This window comes from Lysobacter antibioticus, assembly GCF_001442535.1.
GTDB classification, from domain to species: Bacteria; Pseudomonadota; Gammaproteobacteria; order Xanthomonadales; family Xanthomonadaceae; genus Lysobacter; species Lysobacter antibioticus.
On the sequence record NZ_CP013141.1, the window covers coordinates 4,365,578 to 4,385,521 of the forward strand.

Sequence of the window (19,944 nt, forward strand, 5' to 3'; positions counted from 1 at the left end):
CAGTGCCGGGTCCGATGTCCACCAACGTCTCTTCCACCGTCGCCCACGACGGTCCGCCGGCGCGCTCGAGCGCTGCGCTTTCCAACGCGCAGCCCGCAGCCGCCATGATCAGCCCCGAACTGCCCGCACCGCCTTCGGGCCCACGCGCGGCCCTGACCGCCGGCTGGGTCCGCGACGAAGCCGATCACGTCCGCCACCTGCTCGAACTGGCGCGCCTGCCGGCCGCCGACCGCGACGCCGCCCAGGCCACCGCCGCCGAGCTGGTCAAGCGCGTGCGCGCCCGCGCCCAGGACCAGGGCGCGATCGAAGCCTTCATGCGCCAGTACGACCTCGGCAGCGAGGAAGGCGTGCTGCTGATGTGCGTGGCCGAGGCCCTGCTGCGCATTCCGGACCAGGAAACCGCCGACAAGCTGATCCGCGACAAGCTCGGCGAAGCCGACTGGAAGCGTCATCTGGGTCAATCGGACTCGGTACTGGTCAACGCCTCGACCTGGGGCCTGATGCTGACCGGCAAGCTGGTCGACCTCAACGACGACACCAAGCGCGACGTCCACAACGCCTTCAAGCGCCTGGTCGGCCGCGTCGGCGAACCGGTGATCCGCCTGGCCGTGCGCCAGGCGATGCGCATCATGGGCCACCAGTTCGTGATGGGCCGCACCATCGGCGAAGCGCTGTCGCGCTCGAAGAAGGGCGACAACGCCAACTACCGTTATTCCTTCGACATGCTCGGCGAAGGCGCGCTGACCACCAAGGATGCCCTGCGTTACCTGCAGGCCTACCGCGACGCGATCCACGCGATCGGCAAGAGCGCGCAGTCGGGCAGCGCGTCCAACGACAAGGACGCCGTTTTCGGCGCGCCTTCGATCTCGGTCAAGCTGTCGGCGCTGCATCCGCGCTACGAACATGCCAAGCGCGAACGCGTGTTCGCCGAGCTGACCCCGCGCGTGCTCGAACTGGCGCAGCTGGCGCGCAACTACGGCATCGGTTTCACCATCGACGCCGAAGAAGCCGACCGCCTGGAGATGTCGCTCGATGTCATCGCCGCGGCGTATTCCGATGCCTCGCTCGACGGCTGGGAAGGCTATGGCCTGGCGATCCAGGCCTACCAGAAGCGCGCACCGGAAGCGATCGACTTCATCGCCGACCTGGCCCGCAAGACCGGCCGCCGCATTCCGGTGCGCCTGGTCAAGGGCGCGTACTGGGACAGCGAGGTCAAGCGCGCCCAGGTCGACGGACAGGTGGGCTACCCCGTGTTCACGCGCAAGCCGAACACCGACGTGTCCTACCTCGCCAACGCGCGCCGCATGCTCGAAGCCAGCGACGCGATCTACCCGATGTTCGCCACCCACAACGCCCAGACCATCGCCACGATCCATCAGCGCGCCAAGGCGATGGGCCGCGAGCGTCACTACGAGTTCCAGAAGCTGCACGGCATGGGCGACGACCTCTACGCCGAGGTCATTCCCTCGCACCGCCTCGACGTGCCCTGCCGCGTCTACGCCCCGGTCGGTTCGCACGAAGACCTGCTGCCCTACCTGGTGCGCCGTCTGCTCGAGAACGGCGCCAACTCCAGCTTCGTCAACCGCATCACCGACGAGAGCATCGCGATCGACGAGTTGATCCAGGACCCGGTCGAGACCGTCTCCGCGTTCGCCAGCATTCCTCATCCGCGCATTCCGCTTCCGGCCGACCTGTACCGCAGCTTCGGCAATGAAAGGACCAATTCCATGGGCGTCAATCTCGCCAACGACCAGCAACTGCAGACCCTCGCCGCCGAAGTCAACGCCGCCGTCGGCGACTGGCGCGCCGCGCCGCTGGTGCCGGGCGCGACCGTCACCGGCCCGAACATCGCCGTGACCAACCCGGCTGACCGCCGCGAAACCGTCGGCCAGTGGCAGGCCGCCGACAGCGCCACCGTCGAGCTGGCGCTGAAGAACGCGGTCGCCGCGCAGGAAGCCTGGGATGCGACCCCGGCCGCCAGCCGCGCCGCGATCCTCGAACACGCCGCCGACCTGCTCGAGCAGCGCATGCCGCAATACATCGCGCTGTGCACCAAGGAAGCCGGCAAGACCATTCCCGACGGCGTCGCCGAAGTGCGCGAAGCGGTCGACTTCCTGCGTTACTACGGTCAGCAGGCGCGCAAGCTGTTCGCGCCGGAAGCGCTGCCGGGCCCGACCGGCGAGTCCAACACCCTGCACCTGTCCGGGCGCGGTGTGTTCGTCTGCATCAGCCCGTGGAACTTCCCGCTGGCGATCTTCGCCGGCCAGATCTCGGCCGCACTCGCCGCCGGCAACAGCGTCATCGCCAAGCCGGCCGAGCAGACCAACCTGATCGGTTACTACGCGGTCAAACTGCTGCACGAAGCCGGCGTGCCGGAAGCGGTGCTGCAGTTCCTGCCCGGCGACGGCGCCACCGTCGGCGCGGCGCTGACCCGCGACCCGCGCGTCGCCGGCGTCGCCTTCACCGGCTCGACCGACACCGCGCGCGCCATTAACCGCTCGCTGGCCGCGCGCGACGCCGCCATCGGCGTACTGATCGCCGAGACCGGCGGCCAGAACGCGCTGATCGCCGACTCGTCCTCGCTGCCCGAGCAACTGGTCAAGGACGCGATCGGTTCGGCCTTCACTTCGGCCGGCCAGCGCTGCTCGGCCGCGCGCGTGCTGTTCGTGCAGGAAGACATCGCCGACAAGGTCACCACGATGCTGGCCGGCGCCATGGCCGAGCTCAAGATCGGCAACCCCGGCCTGCTGTCGACCGACGTCGGCCCGGTGATCGACGAAGACGCGCTGAAGATGCTCGTCGAGCACGCTGCGCGCATGGACAAGGAAGCGGTGAAGATCGGCGAAGTCGCGGTCGACGCCGACAGCGCCCACGGCAGCTTCTTCGCCCCGCGCGCCTACACCCTGAAGTCGCTCGACCAGTTGCACAAGGAAGTGTTCGGCCCGGTGCTGCACGTGATCCGCTGGAAGGCCGATCAGCTGGATGCGGTGATCGATGCGATCAACGCGACCGGCTACGGCCTGACCCTCGGCATCCACTCGCGCATCGACGAGACCATCGAGCGCATCAGCGCGCGGGTCAAGGTCGGCAACTGCTACGTCAACCGCAACCAGATCGGCGCGGTCGTCGGCGTGCAGCCCTTCGGCGGCCAGAACCTGTCCGGCACCGGCCCCAAGGCCGGCGGCCCGCACTATCTGCCGCGCTTCACCACCGAGAAGACCATCACCGTCAACACCACCGCGGCCGGCGGCAATGCCTCGCTGCTGACCCTCGGCGACTGATCGCGGCACCCCATCGTCGGCCGCGTCCAAACGCGGCCACGCAACGCGCACGGCGCGGCCCTCGGGTCGCGCCGTGCGCGTTTGGGGCGGTGCCCGTCGGCTCCACTGTAGGAGCGGCGCAAGCCGCGACCAACCGGAAAGGTGATCGAAAGCGCAGCAACCGAAGCCCGGCCGTTCGACTTGCCTTGCGAGATTCCCCGTCTGTCCAGGCTCCGGGCGCGACGCTGACGCACACCTCTTCGGTTGGGTCGCGGCTCGCGCCGCTCCTACCCCAAAGCCGTCGCTATCCAGGCCTGCACCGCTCTGCGACACGCATCGCATAACCGCCTACTGGCGGACCCATCGAAGCCAGAGCCGCGCGCAAGATAGCTGCATCGCCCGCGGAGCTACGCCGATGTCCTGCAGATCCTTGTTGTCGGCCGCGTTGTTGTGCGCACTCACGGCCTGCGCTTCGCTCGCTCCATTGCCGGTCAAGCCGGGCGACGCCAGTGCCTGCGGCGAACGCCGGCTCGACCGGGTGCTGTTCGGCATGAACAGTCCGTCCGGCCCGGTCAGCGACAGCCAATGGCAGGCCTTCCTCGCCGAGGTCGTCACCCCGCGCTTCCCCGATGGTTTGACCATCTATCAGGCGCAAGGCCAGTGGCGCGGCGCCAGCGGCGAGATCGAACGCGAGGATTCGCGCGCGATCGACCTGGTTCACCTCGACAGCGCAGCCGGCCGTCAGCGCGTGGTCGAGATCGCCGACGAGTACAAACGCCGATTCCAACAGGAAGCGGTGCTGGTGATCAGTCTGCCGGCGCGCGCCTGCTTCGCCCAAGACAGTGGGGGCACACGGCGCGAATCGCCGGCGAGCTGAGCGGCACACGGTGCCCCGCGCGATGCAAAAGCATGCCGGCATATCGGCGACACGAGGCCGCGCTTGTGACTCAAGGCGACGCAGGCCGAGCCAAGCCGAACCGACACGTCACCGAATGAGAAGTCCGAAACCGCCGCGGCGTCCGCGCTCGTCCTCGGTACTGCGGCCACATCAACGCTTGAAGTCGGTCGGCTGTTCGAGCTGGTAGAAGGCGTCGCCGATGTCCTCGAACTTGGCCGACAACAGCGCGTGGGCGTCGAGCACGCCACGGTTGTAGAAATAGGCGCCGATCTCGTCGGCAATGAAGTCGAGCATGAACTCGGCATCGAAACGGCCGATCGATTGCTTCAGCTCCTCGCTGAAGTAGCGCTGCAGCTTGGCGACGATCAGCGCCTTTTCCTCGTTGGAGAACTTGATCTCGCTCATGCCTCGACGGCTCCGCATCGGTGGGGTGGACACGCCGCCGAAGGCGACGTCGGCAGCGTCTGCCGCGACCATAGAGATAGCAGGGACGGATCGCACTCGCTGCGCCGCGCACTACGACGCACGCTGCGACACACGCATTTCGGCCTCACGGAGTAACCGGGCCTTCGATGCGCGAGCTCCAATCCTCGACCGCGCCGCGCGCGAGCCGCGCCTCGACCAGCTTGCGCCATGACGGCACCAACGGCAGCGCCAGCGCGGCCTGCAGTTCCTCCCGATCCAGGGTGCGCGTGTACAGCATCGTGGCGATGCGTTGCAGGCTCCAGTCGGGCCACGCGCGTTCGACCAGGTCCAGCGCATCGCCGGCCTCGACCTCGCCGGCTTCGAGCACGCGGTAATACCAGCCGGTGCGGCCGCTGGCCTGCACCCGTCGCGCCATGTCGGCGATCGCGAAACGGTCGTTGAGTTTCCAGCACGGCTGGCGCGCCTGGCTGACTTCCAGCAACACCGAGCCGCAACGAAACCGATCGCCGAGACAGACCTCGGCTTCGGTCAGGCCGCTGCTGCTGAGGTTCTCGCCGAACGCGCCGGGGCGGTCGAGCAGCGCATGCGGACCGAGTTCCTCGCGCCAGGCTCGGTAGTGATCGTAGGGATAGTGATGCACGGCCTTGTCGGGGCCGCCATGGACGCGCCGGTCGCCCTGCTCGTCGCCTTCGAGACCCGACTCGCCGATGCGCACACGACCCGCGAGCGGGGTCTTGGCGATCGCGCTCAGGCTGCCGGGCCGCGTATAAGGTCGGGCACGGCCGCACAGCAACGTATCGACCAGGATGCGGCGGGAATCGGAAGAGACGTCAGCGCTCAATGAGGCGTCCTGTGCCGCGGCCTGCGGCGGGGCTGGGAGGCGCGGCGAGTGCCGCAAAGCCGCTTCGGACTCGGAGGCGGCGGTATACGCGGGATTTTCGCATACGCGTCCGGCCCGGGCATGCGGCGCCCCGCTGCCTGCCGAAGCGGCGCGAAAACCGCAGGCAAAAAAAGCCCCGCCGAAGCGGGGCTTTGGTTTACTGCGATGAGGCGTCGATCAGAACTTGTACTGAGCGGCCAGGCCGAACAGGTCGGCGTGGCCCTTGTACGAACCCTGCAGGGTCGAACCGCTGCTGGAGACCGTGTTGATGGTCGGGCTGTCGATGGTGATGCGGGTATAGGCCGCATCCACGCTCAGGTGCTCGTTGGCGTTCCAGGTCAGACCGATCGAGTACAGGTTGCGATCGTTGTCGGGCAGACGCGGGGTGCGGGCGTGATCGTTGGTCGGGGTTTCGTCGATCGCGACGCCGCCGCGCAGGGTCAGCGAATCGCTGAGATCGTACTCGGCGCCGAGCGCGTACATCATCGTGTCTTCCCAACCGAAGGCTTCGCTGGTGACCGGCGTGCCGTTGGCGCGGACGATGTCGACCGACTGCATCGAGTGCCAATCGGTGGCCTGGATGTCGGCCATCATGCGGAACTGATCGGTGAACTCGTACTGCAGGCTCAGCGTATCCACGCTCGGCGTGGTCAGCTTGGCGCCGCCCGGACCGCTGTTGTACTGGGTGATGCCGCGCGCGGCGAACAGCGCGGAGACATTGCCCGGCTTGGTGAAGTCGATCGTGCCTTCCAGCTCATGATCGATTTCCGAGCGGTGCGAGTAACCGATCGAGAACTTGTCGGTCGGGCGGAAGTGGAAGCCCACCAGCCAGCCGATGCCGTAGTCGTCGCCCTTGACCTTGGCGAAACCGTCGTTCTTCTGCGGACCGAACGGTGCGGCGACCGGGTTCGGGGTCACGCAGGCGGCGACGCTGACGCGGCAGATCGCCGAGCCGAAGTCGACGGCGTTGGTCAGGGTGGCTTCGGCGCGTTCGTAGATCAGGCCGGCACCGACCGAGAAGCGGTCGGTCAGGGCGACCGCGGCCGAGAAGGTCAGGTCGATGGTCTTCACTTCGGACTCGACGGCGTTGTAGCGGCCGACCCAGTCCTTGTCGTATTCGGTCTTCAGGCCGAACGGCGCGCTGAGGCTGGCGCCGAGGGTCAGCTTCTCGAACGAACCGGTCAGCGGCACCACCAGCGACAGCGCCGGAACCGGCGTCGCGTCGCCCGGGTCGCCACCGTTGCCGCCGGTGAGCGGACGCGCCAGCGGGCTGCCGGCTGCGGCCGAACCGCCGCCGGTGAACTTGGCGGTGAGGTCGATGATGGTGATGTCGCTGCGGATCGTGGTGGAGTCCACGTTGACCATCGCCGCCGGGTTGTTCGACACGACGGCAGCGTCGTTCTTGGCCACGCCGCTACCGGCGAAGCTGCGGCCCTGGTTGCGGATGCTGTTTTCGCGGATCTGGAAGCCGGTCGCACCGGCCGAACCGACACTGATGACGCCGGCGATGCCGAGCGCGAGTGCGGTCAGGCGAGAGATGCGTTGTGAGGGTTGCATGCGTGTAGTCTCCGTTGGAGTATTTTTTGTCTAACACGGCCGTATACACGGTGCCGCGGGTTAGGCCCGGTTCCGCCGGAAACCCCTCCCGACGTACGACGCCGTATGCACTATAGCGCGGCTATTAACCGAACGCTAACAATACGCCCAAGGCCGCAAACCCGTACCGTACCGATGTCGCAAAGCCACGCCCCACGGACGTTTCCGCCATTTGGCCCCCTCCCGGGAGCTGGCCCGGCCGTGCCCGACGGACGGAGCTGAGGTCATGTTCGTCGCCATTCCCTCGCGCGAGCGGACCCGGTTGCGCTGGGCGACCCCCTTGCTGTTCGCGCTGCTCTGGCTGTGCTTCATCGTCTCGGCGGTGGTGCTGCCGGACCCGGAGCAGCGCCGGCTCATGCTCGAGTGGGGGGCGCTGTCGGGCGGCCTGTCGAGCCCGCTGGCCTGGTGGGAGGCGATCCGCGATGGCAGCGCGCTGCGCCTGTTCAGCGCCTTGTTCCTGCACGCCGACTGGGCCCATCTGCTCGGCAACCTGGTATTCCTGTTGATCTTCGGGCTGCCGGCCGAACGCGCGATGGGGCCTTGGCGGCTGCTGGCGCTGTTCCTGTGCGGCGGCGCGGTCGCCAACCTGGCCGCGGTGATCGCGATCGGCACCCCCGACCGGCTGATCATCGGCGCCAGCGGCGCGGTCTCGGCCTTGATCGGCGCCTACCTGGCCCTGTTCCCGAACGCCAAGCTCGGAGTCGTGGTGCCGCTTGGGTTGTTCCTGCAGTTCGTCAAAGTCCCGGCGCCGCTGCTGATCGGGGTCTGGGCCTTGCTGCAGGTGGTCTTCACCTTCATCGGCCCGGCCTTCGGTGCGGTGGCCTGGTCGGCGCATCTGGCCGGTTTCGCCTTCGGCGGCGCGTTCGCCCTGATCGCCCGCGCCGGCATCGCACGGCGGCTGCGGCGCAAGCGGGGCTATTGATTAGGGGCCGGGAATCGGGAATGGGGATTCGGGAATCGTAAGAGCGGCGGCGTGGCGGCGGCCGCTAACGCGGGTCGGCCGTAGCACTCTGCTTTTCCCATTCCCCATTCCCCATTCCCGATTCCCGATTCCCGATTCCCGATTCCCGGCCTCTCTGCGGTCCTCGATCGGTCTTGAGTTCCTGGCCTCCGGCCCCACGCTAACCACAGCACCAGCGTTGTCGCTCCTACGATTCCCGACTCCCCATTCCCCATTCCCGGCTCCACATGGCCACCCTCTACAAAGTCACCTTCCTCAACGCCGGCAAGATCTACGAGCTGTACGCGCGCAAGATCGCCTCGGGCAATCTGTGGGGGTTCACCGAGGTCAGCGAGTTGGTCTTCGACCTGCACGAAGGCCTGGTGGTCGACCCGACCGAGGAGCGTCTGCGCGACGAGTTCGGCAGCACCCGCGTGCTGCACCTGCCGATGCAGAGCATCGTGCGGGTCGAGGAAGTCGAGCGCAAAGGCCAGTCGGCGATCCGCGACGCCACCACCGGCGAGAAAGTGGTGACGCCATTCCCGCTGCCGGCCAAACCGCGCTGAGCGAACGCCGGCGACGGTTCAGGCGCCGCAACGAAAGAACCCGGCCAATGGCCGGGTTCTTCGTTTGTGCGCGGCCTTGCTTGCGTTGCGATCGGCGCGACGCCTGCCTCAGCGACGTCTGCTTCAGCGATGCTTGCTGTCGCCGGCCGCGGTCGCGACCGGTTTCTTGAGTTCGGCCAAGGCCGAGGCGATCGGCGCATCGCCTTCGAGCACTTCGCCGGCGTTGGTGCCGGGCGCGTCCTCTTCGTCGCCATGCAGGTGGCCGGGCAAGGTCGCTTCGCTGTAGTAGCTCGGGCGCTTGTCGTCCTCGCTCTTGGCCGCGCGCAGCAGCACGTCGAGGATGATGCCCAGGGCCTGGATCGACTTGCCGCTCGGGGTGTAATAACGCGCCGTGGTCAGCTTGACCGAGTCGCCGTTGTCGAGCGGCAGCACGGTCTGCACCGAGCCCTTGCCGAAGGTGCGGCTGCCGACCACGCGCGCGCGGCCGTTGTCGCGCAACGCGCCGGCTAAGACTTCCGAGGCGCTGGCCGAACCGGCATCGACCAAGACCACCACCGGCGCGCCATCGAGACGATCGCCCGGGGTCGCGCCGAACTCGGCATCGCTGATTGCGATGCGGCCGCGGGTGCTGACGATCTTGCCCTTCTCGAGCAGGTCGTCGGCGATCTGCACCGCCGAGGTCAACAGGCCGCCGGGGTTGCTGCGCAGGTCGATCACCAGGCCGCGCAGCTTGCCGCCGGCCTGGGTCTTGAGTTTCTCCAACTGGCTCTCGAAATCGGCCGCGGTGTCGGCCTGGAACGCGCTGACCCGCACATAACCGTAGCCGGGTTCGAGCATGCGGCCCTTGACGCTGGCGACGCGGATGGTCTCGCGCGCGACGGTGACGTCGAAGGGTTTGTCGCGGCCCTCGCGCACGATGGTCAGCACGACTTTGCTGCCGGGCGCGCCGCGCAAGGGACCGGAGCTGTCGCCTTCGTCGACCTTGAACGGCTTGCCGTCGATCGCGGTGATCAGGTCGCCGGCCTTGATGCCGGCGCGCGCGGCCGGCGTGTCGTCGATCGGCGAGATCACCCGCAGGCTGCCGTCGGGCTGGCGCTGCAGTTCCACACCGATGCCGTCGTAGGCGCCGCGCGACTGCTCGTCGAAATCCTCGGCCGCCACCTTGTCGAGATAGACGCTGTGAGGATCGAGATCGAACAACAGGCCGCGGATCGCCGAATGCATCAGCTTGGCGTCGTCGACCGGTTCGACATAGGCCTGCTTGACCGCGTTGTAGACAGCGACGTAACGCCGGATCTCCTCGATCGGCACCTTGGAATCGCTGGCGTCGTCGCCCTTCTTGCCCTTGCCGGCGACGGCTTTGTCGGCGGGCTTGTCGGCAGGTTTATCCTGCGCCGGTTTTTGTTCCGGCGCCTTCTGCCCGGGCGCGTCCTTGGCCGGCGCATCCCTGCTCGGCGCCTGCGCCGGCGGGACCTCCTGATCCTTGGCCGGCGCTGCATCCGGCGTCGGCGGCTGTGCCGCGGGTTCGTCCGCGGCCGGTTGTTCGGCGGCCTGCTTGTCGGGAGTCTGCTTATCGGGAGCCGGCTTGCCAGGCGCCGGCTCATCGGGCGCCTGAGTCGCCGGCGCCTGCTGCACCGGTGGCGGCTGCGCAGGCGCCTGCTGCGACAAGGCCGGAGCGGCGCCGAACGCGAGTGCGAGCGGAAGCAGACTACGCAAAGGATGACGCAGGGACATGCACGAAGCTCCGAGACAGGTACCGGTTGGACCGCGGCAGGCGGCCCGGGTTCGACCGGCTATCTGCGCACGTTAATCGGCGCGTTTGCAAGCTTTTGTTAAATGCGCGATCAGCGTCGCAACCAGGTGTTCGGATTGACCGGTTGGCCGCCGCGGCGCAGCTCGAAATACAGGGCCGGACGGCCATGGCCGCCGGAGCTGCCGACCGTGGCGACGCCCTCGCCTTTCCTGACCGCGGCGCCGGCGTCCTTGAGCAGGGCGTCGTTGTTCGCGTACAGGCTCATGTAGCCGTTGCCGTGGTCGATGATCAGCAGCAGGCCGTAACCGGTCATCCACTCCGAATAGACCACGGTGCCGTCGCTGACCGCCTTGACCGTGCTGCCGGCGGCGGCGCCGATCAACAGGCCCTCGCTGCTGCGGCCGTCGGGCATGGTGCCGCCGAACCCGGCCAGCAAGGCGCCCGACACCGGCCAGCCCAGGCCGCCGACCTGCGGCGGCGGCGTACTGGCGACCGCGACCGGCGGCTTGCGAGGCGTGGTCGTGCGCGCGGGCTTGCCCGAAGCCGCCGCGGTGGCTGCCGCTTTCGCCTCGCGCGCTTCGCGTTCGGCCTTGGCCTTGGCGGCGGCGCGGCGTTGCGCCTCGGCGCGGGCGGCGGCGGCGCGCAATTTCGCCAGCAATTGCTCCAGGCCCTTGGCATCGCGGCCGAGCTCGCGCTCGCGGGTGCTGCGGTCTTCGTACTTCTCGTTGATTTGCGCGACCAGCGCGGCACGCGCCTTGCGGTCTTTCTCCAGCTGGCCGAGCTGGTTGCGCTGCTGCTTGCGGGTGCTGTCGAGGGTGACGCGGCGCTCGACGATCTCGCGCTCGATCGCATCGAGTTCGCGCACTTGCGTGCTGAGCTCGGCGATGCGGCGTGCGCGGTCGCGCTGGACGTAGCCGTGGTAGGTCAGGATGCGGCCGCTGTCGGCGACCTTGTCCTGCGACAACAACAACTTCAACGGCGCGTCGTTGCCCTGCGCGTAAGCCGCGCGCAACAGGCGCGAGAGCTCCTGGCGTTGCGAGCCGAGCTTGCCGTTGAGCTCGTCGCGACGCGTCTGCAGGTCCTTCAACGCGGCCTGCTCGCGCGCCAGACGCGTTTCGGTCTCGCGCAGGGCGCGGTTGGAATGACCGACCTGTTCGTCGGCGGCGCGCAGTTGCTGCGAAGCGTCGCCGCGTTGGCCTTCGAGTTGGCGACGCTCGGCGGCGACCGACTTCAACTCGGTCTTGATCTTCTCGAGCTTGCGTTCGGTCTCGCGGCTGCTGTTCTGCGCCGCCGCCATCGCGGCCGATGCAGGCACGAGCAGCGACGCCGCGACCAGCGTCATCGCCGCCAGCGCTTGCGTCGCCGCCGCGCCCCAGCCGCGCAGATCGCGCAGATTGGCCATCAGCGCTCCAGCAGGCTCTGCCCGGTCATTTCGGCCGGTTGCGCCAGGCCGAGCAGGTCGAGCATGGTCGGGGCGACGTCGCGCAGGGCGCCGCCGCTACGCAACGTGGTCTTGCGCGAGCCGAGATAGACGAACGGCACCGGACCGACCGTGTGCGCGGTGTGCGGCTGTCCGGTTTCCGGGTCGCGCATCATTTCCAGGTTGCCGTGGTCGGCGGTGACCAGCAGCGCGCCGCCGACCTCGCGTACCGCCGCGGCGACCGCGCCGATGGCCTGGTCGACCGCTTCGGCGGCCTTGATCGCCGCACCGAGGTCGCCGGTGTGGCCGACCATGTCGGGGTTGGCGATGTTGCAGACCGCCACGTCGATGGCGCCGGAGCGGATCGACGCGACCAGCTTTTCGGTCAGCTCGGGGCAGCTCATTTCCGGCTGCAGATCGTAGGTCGCGACCTTCGGGCTCGGGATCAGGATGCGGCTTTCGCCGGCATACGGTTCCTCGCGGCCGCCGCTGAAGAAGAACGTCACGTGCGCGTACTTCTCGGTCTCGGCGATGCGCAACTGGGTGAGGCCGTTCGCGGCCAGCAGTTCGCCGAGCGTGTTGTGCAGGTCGTCGGGACCGAACGCGACCGGCGCCGGCAGTTTGGCGTCGTACTCGGTCAGGCAAACGAAGCGCGACAGCTTCGGCCGGCGCGCCTCGTAGCCGGAGAACGTCGGATCGACGAAGGCCGCGGTCAGCTGGCGGGCGCGGTCGGCGCGGAAATTCATGAACACGACCGCATCGCCGTCGGCCATCGCCGCACTCGATCCGATCACGGTCGGAGCAACGAACTCGTCGGTCTCGCCGCGCGCATAGGCGGCCTCCAGCCCTTCGAGTGCGCTCGCCGCACGATGTTCGCTGGCGGCGTCGACGATCGCATTCCAGGCCCGCAGTTGGCGGTCCCAGCGTTGATCGCGGTCCATCGCATAGTAGCGGCCGCTGATCGAGGCGATGTGCGCATTGCCGACGCGCTCGCACACCTGTTGCAGACGCTCCAGGCTCGGTGCAGCCGACTTCGGCGGCATGTCGCGGCCGTCGAGGAAGGCATGCACGGCAACCCGGGCCACGCCTTCGCGGCGGGCCAGTTCGAGCATGGCGAAGATGTGCTGCTCGTGGCTGTGCACGCCGCCCGGCGAGAGCAGGCCCATCACCTGCAAGGTGGCGCCGTTCGCCTTGGCCGCGGCGCAGGCCGCGCGCAGTTCTTCGTTGGCGTAGAAGCTGCCGTCCTCGATCGCCGCATCGACGCGGGTCAGGTCCTGGTAGACGATGCGACCGGCGCCGAGATTCATGTGGCCGACTTCGGAATTGCCCATCTGCCCGTCCGGCAGGCCGACGTGACGGCCCTCGGTGTGGATCAGGGTATGCGGTTCGCTCGCGAGCAGGGCGTGCCAGTTCGGCAGGGTCGCCTGGGCCAGGGCATTGTCGGCGGGATCGTCGCGATGGCCCCAACCGTCCAGGATCAACAACACTACGGGCTTGGGGCGGGAAGGCGCTGACACGTCGGGAGTTCCTATGACTTGGGGCAGGGGCCGCCACGGGCGGGTCCTGCGATTGTAGCGAAGCGGGGCATGAAGCCCCGAACAACCGCCGCGCGACGGCGGATCGAGCACGGCCCGGCTCGAAGCAGCGCCGGCAAGTGCTTGATCCTCAAAGCCCGGCGGCGGCCGATGCAGGATTTCTTTCCCCGCACGTAAACCGTTTGCGCATTGCCCGCATCTCAGTCCCTGTCCACCAAACAACGGAACACGCCATGACGAGCCCCCGCCTCACTCTCAGCCTCTCGGTCCTGATCGCTCTGTCCTCGCCGCTGGCGTTCGCCGCCGAAGGCATCAGCAAGGTCAACGGCAGCATCACCGTCGGCTCCGGCGAAAGCCAAGGCACGCTGGAAACCGTCAACGGCAGCATCAAGATCGGCGACAACGCCCGCGTCGCCGACGCCGAAACCGTCAACGGCAGTATCAACGTCGGCGCGCGCAGCCAGACCGGCAGCCTGGAGACGGTCAACGGCAGCATCCGCGCCGGCACCGACTTCACCGCCGGCGGCGGCCTGGAAACCGTCAACGGCGGCATCTTCGTCGACCGCGGCGGCACCGTGCGCGGCGATGTCGAGACCGTCAACGGCGCGATCGGCCTGGTCGACACCGACGTCACCGGCGGCATCGAAACCGTCAATGGCGACGTCACTGTCGGCGTCAATTCCCACGTCAGCGGCGGCATCCATTACACCAAGCCCAGCGGCATCGGCATCAAGCTCAAGCCGCGCAACCCGCGCGTGGTGATCGGCCCGAACGCGCGCGTCGACGGCCCGCTGGTGTTCGAACGCGAAGTCACCCTGTACGTGCACGCCACCGCCAAGACCGGCGCGATCCGCGGCGCCACCGCGATCGCCTACAACACGCCCAAGCCGCCGGCCGAGTAAGCCGTCGATCCGCCTGGCCCGGTCCGCTGAAGGGGCCGGGCCGGGTGTGCGGGCGGGAACCGCCTTCGCCAGTGGCCACGCACGGGACAACGCCCCTTGGACGTTGCCCCTAGAATGGACCTCCCCCACCCCCGGCCCACCGGCCGCTCCTGGAGGTCTGATGTCCCGTACCCCGCTCCTCACCGCCACCTCGTTGGTGGCCGCCGCCCTGGTGTTGTCGGCCTGCAACAAGCCGGCCGAAACACCGGACGCGAAGGCTCCGGCCGATGCCCCGGCGGCGACGCCCGGCACCGCCGCCGATCACGCCTTCGACGGCGCGATCAATGCCGCCGACTTCGCCCAGCACGTCAAGGTGCTGGCCTCCGACGAGTTCGAGGGCCGTGCGCCCGGCAGCGCCGGCGAAGAAAAGACCGTCCAGTACCTGGAAGCGCAGTTCAAGCGCCTCGGCCTGAAGCCCGGCAACGGCGACAGCTACTTCCAGACCGTGCCGATGGTCGAGACCACCGCCGACGAGTCCACCTCGCTCAAGCTCGAGGTCAAGGGCCAGCCGCGCGAACTCAAGTTCGGCAGCGACATGGTCGTCGGCACGCGCACCGGCCAAGCCGAAGTCAAGCTCGCCGCCAGCGACCTGGTCTTCGTCGGCTACGGCGTCAACGCGCCCGAGCAGAAGTGGAACGATTACGCCGGCGTCGACGTCAAGGGCAAGACCGTGGTGATCCTGGTCAACGACCCGGGCTTCCACAGCCAGGACGCGACCTTGTTCGAAGGCCGGCGCATGACCTATTACGGCCGCTGGACCTACAAGTTCGAGGAAGCCGCCCGCCAGGGCGCCGCCGCCGCGCTGATCGTCCACGACGATGCCGGCGCCTCCTACGGTTGGGACGTGGTCAAGAATTCCTGGTCCGGCGCGCAGTTCGACCTGCCGGCCAAGGACGACCCGGAACCGCGTCTGCCGGTGCAGGGCTGGATCACCGGCGACAGCGCACGCAAGCTGCTCGGCGATCTCGGCCAGAACCTCGACGAGCTCTACAAGGCGGCCGGCAAGCGCGGCTTCAAGGCGATCCCGCTGCAGGCCAAGGCCTCGGTCGACCTGAAGAGCAAGATCAGCGAGAAGTCCTCGCGCAACGTGATCGCCCGTCTCGACGGCGCCAAGCGTCCCGACGAAGCCATCGTCTACATGGCGCATTGGGATCACCTCGGCAACCACACCGGCGAAGGCGGCCACGAAGGCCACGGCGCCGGCGAGGGCAAGGCCGGCGGTGCCGACACGATCTACAACGGCGCGATCGACAACGCCTCCGGCGTGGCCGGCATCCTCGAGATCGCCGAAGCCTTCAGCAAGCAGAGCCCGCCGCCGGACCGTTCGCTGCTGTTCGTCTCGGTGACGCTGGAAGAGTCGGGCCTGCTCGGTTCCAAGTACTACGTCGCCCATCCGACCGTCCCGCTCAACAAGACCGTCGCGGTGATCAATCTCGACGCCATGCCGATCATCGGCAAGGCCAAGGACTTCACCGTGGTCGGCTACGGCAGCTCCGAGCTCGAGGACATCCTCAAGACCATCGCCGACGGCCAGGGCCGCGTGCTGCACGCCGAAGCCACCCCGCAGGACGGCTTCTACTTCCGCTCCGATCACTTCAACTTCGCCAAGGCCGGCGTGCCCGCGCTGTACGCCAAGGGCGGCGACGATCTGCTGGAAGGCGGCACCGAAGCCGGACAGAAAGCCCAGGTCGACTATCGCGACCACCGCTATCACAAGCCGGCCGACCAGTTCGACCCGAACTGGAAGCTCGATGGCGTGGTCCAGGACCTCGACGCGCTGTACGGCGTCGGCAAGGTCCTGGCCGGCAACGAGCAATGGCCGAACTGGTACGAAGGCAACGCCTTCCGCGCGGCGCACGACAAGTTGATGGCCGCTCCGGCCAAGTAATCAACCGGACAACAGCCGGTCGCCCGCGACCGCACAGCGAACCGACGACGGCGCCTCTGGGCGCCGTCGTTTTTTCCGCTAGGCTTTGCGGACCGCTCTCCGCGGTCTCGAAGGAACGCGCATGTCCATGACCGTCGCCTATTGGTGCCTGCTGATCGCCGCGTTGTTGCCCTATGCCTGGGCCGCCCTCGCCAAGGGCAGCGGCCAGCGCTACGACAACCGCGATCCCCGCGCCTGGCAGAGCCGTCAGGACAATCCGCGCAGTAATGCCGCGTATGCCGCGCACCTCAACGCTTTCGAGGCGTTCGCACCGTTCGCGGCCGGCGTGCTCGGCGCGCAGATGGCCGGGGTCGACACCGGCGTCATCGCCGGTCTGTCGCTCGCCTTCATTGCCTGCCGCGTGTTGCACGGCGTGTTCTATATGACACGCAAGGCCAGCCTGCGCAGCCTGGTCTGGGCGATCGGGCTCGGCTGCGTGATCGCTCTGCTGGCGCAAGCCGCGTTGGCTGCGGCCTGAGCGACCGCGGCAAGCTCGTTCGTTCTCGTCTTCCAGAGTCAGGCATGAACCCCGCACCGAGTTCCGAGCACCAGGATTTCGTCGACGCCCTGCGTCGCGATGGCTTCCGTTTCGTCGCCGGCGAAGACATGCGCACGCATCTGCAGCGGCACGGCTCCTTGCAGGATTGGGCGGCCTTTGCCGCCAGTTGGAACGACCTGGCGCCGGACACTTACCTCGCCAGCGTCGGCCGCCATCGCCGCCGCCGCCATGCCGTGTTTCGCGCCGATCGCAACGGCACCATCGCGCGCCTGCCGCATCAACCGCACTATCAGAGCCTGAATTACAACGCCTTGCAGGGCGACATCGAGCGCTGGTTCGAGCCGGTTCGCGACGACGTCGCCAACGGCGCCACCTTGGCGACCGTGCTCGGCTTCTGCCGCGATTTCTTCGGCCTGCTGGCGCCGCAGGTGCCGGGTTGGCACATCGAACTGCACCAGTTCCGCATCGAGGCCCGCAGCGACGAAGAAGGCCAGCCCACGCCCGAAGGCGTGCATCGCGACGGCGTGAACTACGTGCTGGTACTGCTGATCGACCGCCACAACATCGTCAGCGGCACGACCACCATCCACACCGCCGACGGCAGCCTGCTCGGCAGCTTCACCCTGACCGCGCCGCTCGACGCGGCGCTGGTCGACGACGCCCGCGTCTTCCACGGCGTGACCGCCGTAACCCCGCAAGACCCGACCCGCGAAGCGCACCGGGATGTGCTGGTGGTGACGTTCCGGGCGGCCGGCATAGCCGGCGCGATCGCGGACTCGAACGATTGAATCGCCGTCGCCGGCGCTTAATCGCGCCGGGGACGTTCCCGCGCACCCATCTCGATAGCCCCGTTGCGGGGACTCTACGACTCGGACTCGGATTCCGTAGCCTGAACAGCGGCTCGACCTGCATGGCCGCGCCAAAACCGAACGCGAAGCGGCCCATGTCGGCAAACCGAGCGTAGCCGTTGCCGTTGCCGTTGCCGTTGCCGTTGCCGTTGCCGTTGCCGTTGCCGTAATGAGCTTGGCGCAGTAGCGACCTCGCGAGAACACCTGGAGACCCGGAGGGCGGCGCGCAGGGATGCGCGCCGTTTTTCATCGGGACAGGGATGTCCCGTATGAAAAAGCCCTGCGGAAGCACCGCTCGTGCGGGCTGGTGATTCAAAGAGAAGCATTTTTCTTTGGTTACCTTTCTTTTGTTGCTTATGACAAAAGAAAGTAACCCGCCGCTTTAGTGGCGGAAGCTTTAGGCGTTTGATCTGGATCTGATCTTGCTGATCGATGCGCGGCAAGACCGCGACAGCGTGGTCGCGGCTCGCGCCGCTCCTACCCTGGCGAGGGCTCGCCGCTTCGATGGATGCAGTCGGCATTGTGGTTTCGGCGCACCCCGGAGGGCGCACGATTATCGGCGGCGGGCCGGAAGTTAATGTCGGACGCTTAATCGTATTAAGTGGCATCGCCGCAAAACGGTCGGCCGCCGGGATTCGCTTAACACGCGGCCAAAGAAAAACGCCGCAACCTGTGGGTTGCGGCGTTTTAGGGTAAAGCCCCTGGCGATGACCTACTCTTGCATGGCTTAGGCCACACTACCATCGGCGCATGTGCGTTTCACTTCCGAGTTCGGGATGGGATCGGGTGGTGCCACACAGCTATTATCACCAGGGAGAGGGTGGAGGGTCGCCGTCTTCGGTGTATTGAAGAAGCGCGCACGCTCTCGTTGGGATGCTTCAGACGGGATGATCTCCGTCTTCTGCGAATAAGTTGGAATGTAGCGAACAGTATTTTGGGCGAAACGTCTTAAACGTGTCAATGAAGCCAAGGCAACTTGAGGTTATATGGTCAAGCCACACGGATCATTAGTACAGGTTAGCTCAATGCGTTGCCGCACTTACACACCCTGCCTATCAACCACCTAGTCTTGATGGTTCCTTTAGGGGACTTAAAGTCCCGGGAGATCTCATCTTGAGGCGCGCTTCCCGCTTAGATGCTTTCAGCGGTTATCGCTTCCGAACATAGCTACCCGGCAGTGCCACTGGCGTGACAACCGGAACACCAGAGGTTCGTCCACTCCGGTCCTCTCGTACTAGGAGCAGCCCCTCTCAAATCTCCAACGCCCACGACAGATAGGGACCGAACTGTCTCACGACGTTCTGAACCCAGCTCGCGTACCACTTTAAATGGCGAACAGCCATACCCTTGGGACCGACTACAGCCCCAGGATGTGATGAGCCGACATCGAGGTGCCAAACACCGCCGTCGATATGAACTCTTGGGCGGTATCAGCCTGTTATCCCCGGAGTACCTTTTATCCGTTGAGCGATGGCCCTTCCATACAGAACCACCGGATCACTAAGACCTACTTTCGTACCTGCTTGATCCGTCGATCTTGCAGTCAAGCACGCTTATGCCTTTGCACACAGTGCGCGATGTCCGACCGCGCTGAGCGTACCTTCGTGCTCCTCCGTTACACTTTGGGAGGAGACCGCCCCAGTCAAACTACCCACCATACACGGTCCCCGACCCGGATTACGGGCCTAGGTTAGAACGTCAAGCACGACAGGGTGGTATTTCAAGGATGGCTCCACCACAGCTAGCGCCATGGTTTCATAGCCTCCCACCTATCCTACACAGACGAACTCAACGTTCAGTGTAAAGCTATAGTAAAGGTTCACGGGGTCTTTCCGTCTTGCCGCGGGAACGCTGCATCTTCACAGCGATTTCAATTTCACTGAGTCTCGGGTGGAGACAGCGCCGCTGTCGTTACGCCATTCGTGCAGGTCGGAACTTACCCGACAAGGAATTTCGCTACCTTAGGACCGTTATAGTTACGGCCGCCGTTTACTGGGGCTTCGATCAAGAGCTTCGCCTTGCGGCTGACCCCATCAATTAACCTTCCAGCACCGGGCAGGCGTCACACCCTATACGTCCACTTTCGTGTTTGCAGAGTGCTGTGTTTTTGATAAACAGTCGCAGCGGCCTGGTCACTGCGGCCCCTCCCAGCTATTCACCAGAAAGGGCGCACCTTCTCCCGAAGTTACGGTGCTATTTTGCCTAGTTCCTTCACCCGAGTTCTCTCAAGCGCCTTAGAATTCTCATCCTGCCCACCTGTGTCGGTTTACGGTACGGTCTGCGTAAGCTGAAGCTTAGGAGCTTTTCCTGGAAGCGTGATATCAGCAGCCTAGTCCAAAAGGACCGGTCCTTAGTCTCAACGTTGCCCCCCGGATTTGCCTAAGGGGACCGCCTCAACTCTCTCACCAGGACAACCAACGCCTGGCCTGCTTAACCTTCTCCGTCCCTCCATCGC

13 protein-coding genes, 2 rRNA genes and 1 pseudogene (1 of these 16 running past the window's edge) are annotated in these 19,944 nt (G+C 66.7%); 8 read left to right on the top strand and 8 right to left on the bottom strand.

Annotated features, from left to right (window positions below; all coding sequences use genetic code 11):
- Positions 1 to 104 precede the first annotated feature (104 nt).
- Positions 105 to 3,281, top strand: a complete 3,177-nt coding sequence (gene putA, locus GLA29479_RS17750) for a bifunctional proline dehydrogenase/L-glutamate gamma-semialdehyde dehydrogenase PutA (protein WP_057972382.1) — start codon at positions 105 to 107, stop codon at positions 3,279 to 3,281.
- Positions 3,282 to 3,675: 394 nt separating this feature from the next.
- The gene (locus GLA29479_RS17755; RefSeq protein WP_082638785.1) at positions 3,676 to 4,137 is read left to right on the top strand and encodes a DUF3574 domain-containing protein; all 462 of its coding nucleotides are present in this window, start codon (positions 3,676 to 3,678) and stop codon (positions 4,135 to 4,137) included.
- A 171-nt stretch (positions 4,138 to 4,308) separates the two neighbouring features.
- On the opposite strand, the gene GLA29479_RS17760 is transcribed toward GLA29479_RS17755, so the two are convergent.
- The 3 genes from GLA29479_RS17760 to GLA29479_RS17770 form a co-directional block, all read right to left on the bottom strand.
- Complete coding sequence (locus GLA29479_RS17760) at positions 4,309 to 4,563, bottom strand: DUF2164 domain-containing protein (RefSeq protein ID WP_057919360.1); 255 nt, start codon at positions 4,561 to 4,563, stop codon at positions 4,309 to 4,311.
- A gap of 145 nt (positions 4,564 to 4,708) precedes the next feature.
- Positions 4,709 to 5,425 (bottom strand): MOSC domain-containing protein, encoded by a 717-nt coding sequence (locus tag GLA29479_RS17765; protein ID WP_057972384.1) that lies wholly within the window; start codon positions 5,423 to 5,425, stop codon positions 4,709 to 4,711.
- Positions 5,426 to 5,641: 216 nt separating this feature from the next.
- Positions 5,642 to 7,021 carry an OmpP1/FadL family transporter gene (locus GLA29479_RS17770; protein ID WP_057919362.1) on the bottom strand — a complete coding sequence of 460 codons (1,380 nt, stop codon included), beginning with the start codon at positions 7,019 to 7,021 and terminating at the stop codon, positions 5,642 to 5,644.
- Positions 7,022 to 7,286: 265 nt separating this feature from the next.
- Between GLA29479_RS17770 and GLA29479_RS17775 the strand changes: the two genes are divergently transcribed.
- Complete coding sequence (locus tag GLA29479_RS17775; protein WP_057972385.1) at positions 7,287 to 7,982, top strand: rhomboid family intramembrane serine protease; 696 nt, start codon at positions 7,287 to 7,289, stop codon at positions 7,980 to 7,982.
- A gap of 266 nt (positions 7,983 to 8,248) precedes the next feature.
- A complete protein-coding gene (locus GLA29479_RS17780; protein ID WP_057972386.1) occupies positions 8,249 to 8,566 on the top strand; it encodes a DUF1820 family protein in 318 nt (105 codons plus the stop codon).
- A gap of 5 nt (positions 8,567 to 8,571) precedes the next feature.
- On the opposite strand, the pseudogene GLA29479_RS17785 reads toward GLA29479_RS17780, so the two are convergent.
- The 3 genes and pseudogenes from GLA29479_RS17785 to gpmI all read right to left on the bottom strand — a co-directional run.
- Positions 8,572 to 9,937, bottom strand: a pseudogene (locus tag GLA29479_RS17785) (S41 family peptidase); the annotation flags it as partial.
- Between the two features lie 473 nt (positions 9,938 to 10,410).
- Positions 10,411 to 11,721 (bottom strand): murein hydrolase activator EnvC family protein, encoded by a 1,311-nt coding sequence (locus GLA29479_RS17790; RefSeq protein WP_082638787.1) that lies wholly within the window; start codon positions 11,719 to 11,721, stop codon positions 10,411 to 10,413.
- Positions 11,721 to 13,256, bottom strand: coding sequence for a 2,3-bisphosphoglycerate-independent phosphoglycerate mutase (gpmI, locus tag GLA29479_RS17795; RefSeq protein WP_057972387.1), 1,536 nt, complete (start codon positions 13,254 to 13,256; stop codon positions 11,721 to 11,723). Before gpmI ends, GLA29479_RS17790 begins: the two co-directional genes overlap by 1 nt.
- Positions 13,257 to 13,507: 251 nt before the next feature.
- Between gpmI and GLA29479_RS17800 the strand changes: the two genes are divergently transcribed.
- From GLA29479_RS17800 to GLA29479_RS17815, 4 genes are all read left to right on the top strand, one after another.
- Positions 13,508 to 14,176: a DUF4097 family beta strand repeat-containing protein gene (locus GLA29479_RS17800; protein ID WP_057919364.1), complete on the top strand. Its 669-nt coding sequence runs from the start codon at positions 13,508 to 13,510 to the stop codon at positions 14,174 to 14,176.
- 160 nt (positions 14,177 to 14,336) lie between these two features.
- Entirely contained in the window at positions 14,337 to 16,103 is a 1,767-nt protein-coding gene (locus tag GLA29479_RS17805; protein WP_057972388.1) for a M28 family metallopeptidase, read from the top strand.
- A gap of 121 nt (positions 16,104 to 16,224) precedes the next feature.
- On the top strand, positions 16,225 to 16,620 hold the full coding sequence (locus GLA29479_RS17810; RefSeq protein WP_057972389.1) for an MAPEG family protein: 396 nt from the start codon (positions 16,225 to 16,227) through the stop codon (positions 16,618 to 16,620).
- A 44-nt stretch (positions 16,621 to 16,664) separates the two neighbouring features.
- Positions 16,665 to 17,429: a 2OG-Fe dioxygenase family protein gene (locus GLA29479_RS17815; protein WP_057972390.1), complete on the top strand. Its 765-nt coding sequence runs from the start codon at positions 16,665 to 16,667 to the stop codon at positions 17,427 to 17,429.
- A 759-nt stretch (positions 17,430 to 18,188) separates the two neighbouring features.
- On the opposite strand, the gene rrf is transcribed toward GLA29479_RS17815, so the two are convergent.
- Positions 18,189 to 18,303, bottom strand: a 5S ribosomal RNA gene (gene rrf / locus GLA29479_RS17820).
- A 172-nt stretch (positions 18,304 to 18,475) separates the two neighbouring features.
- A 23S ribosomal RNA gene (locus GLA29479_RS17825) occupies positions 18,476 to 19,944 on the bottom strand; it runs 1,398 nt beyond the window's last position.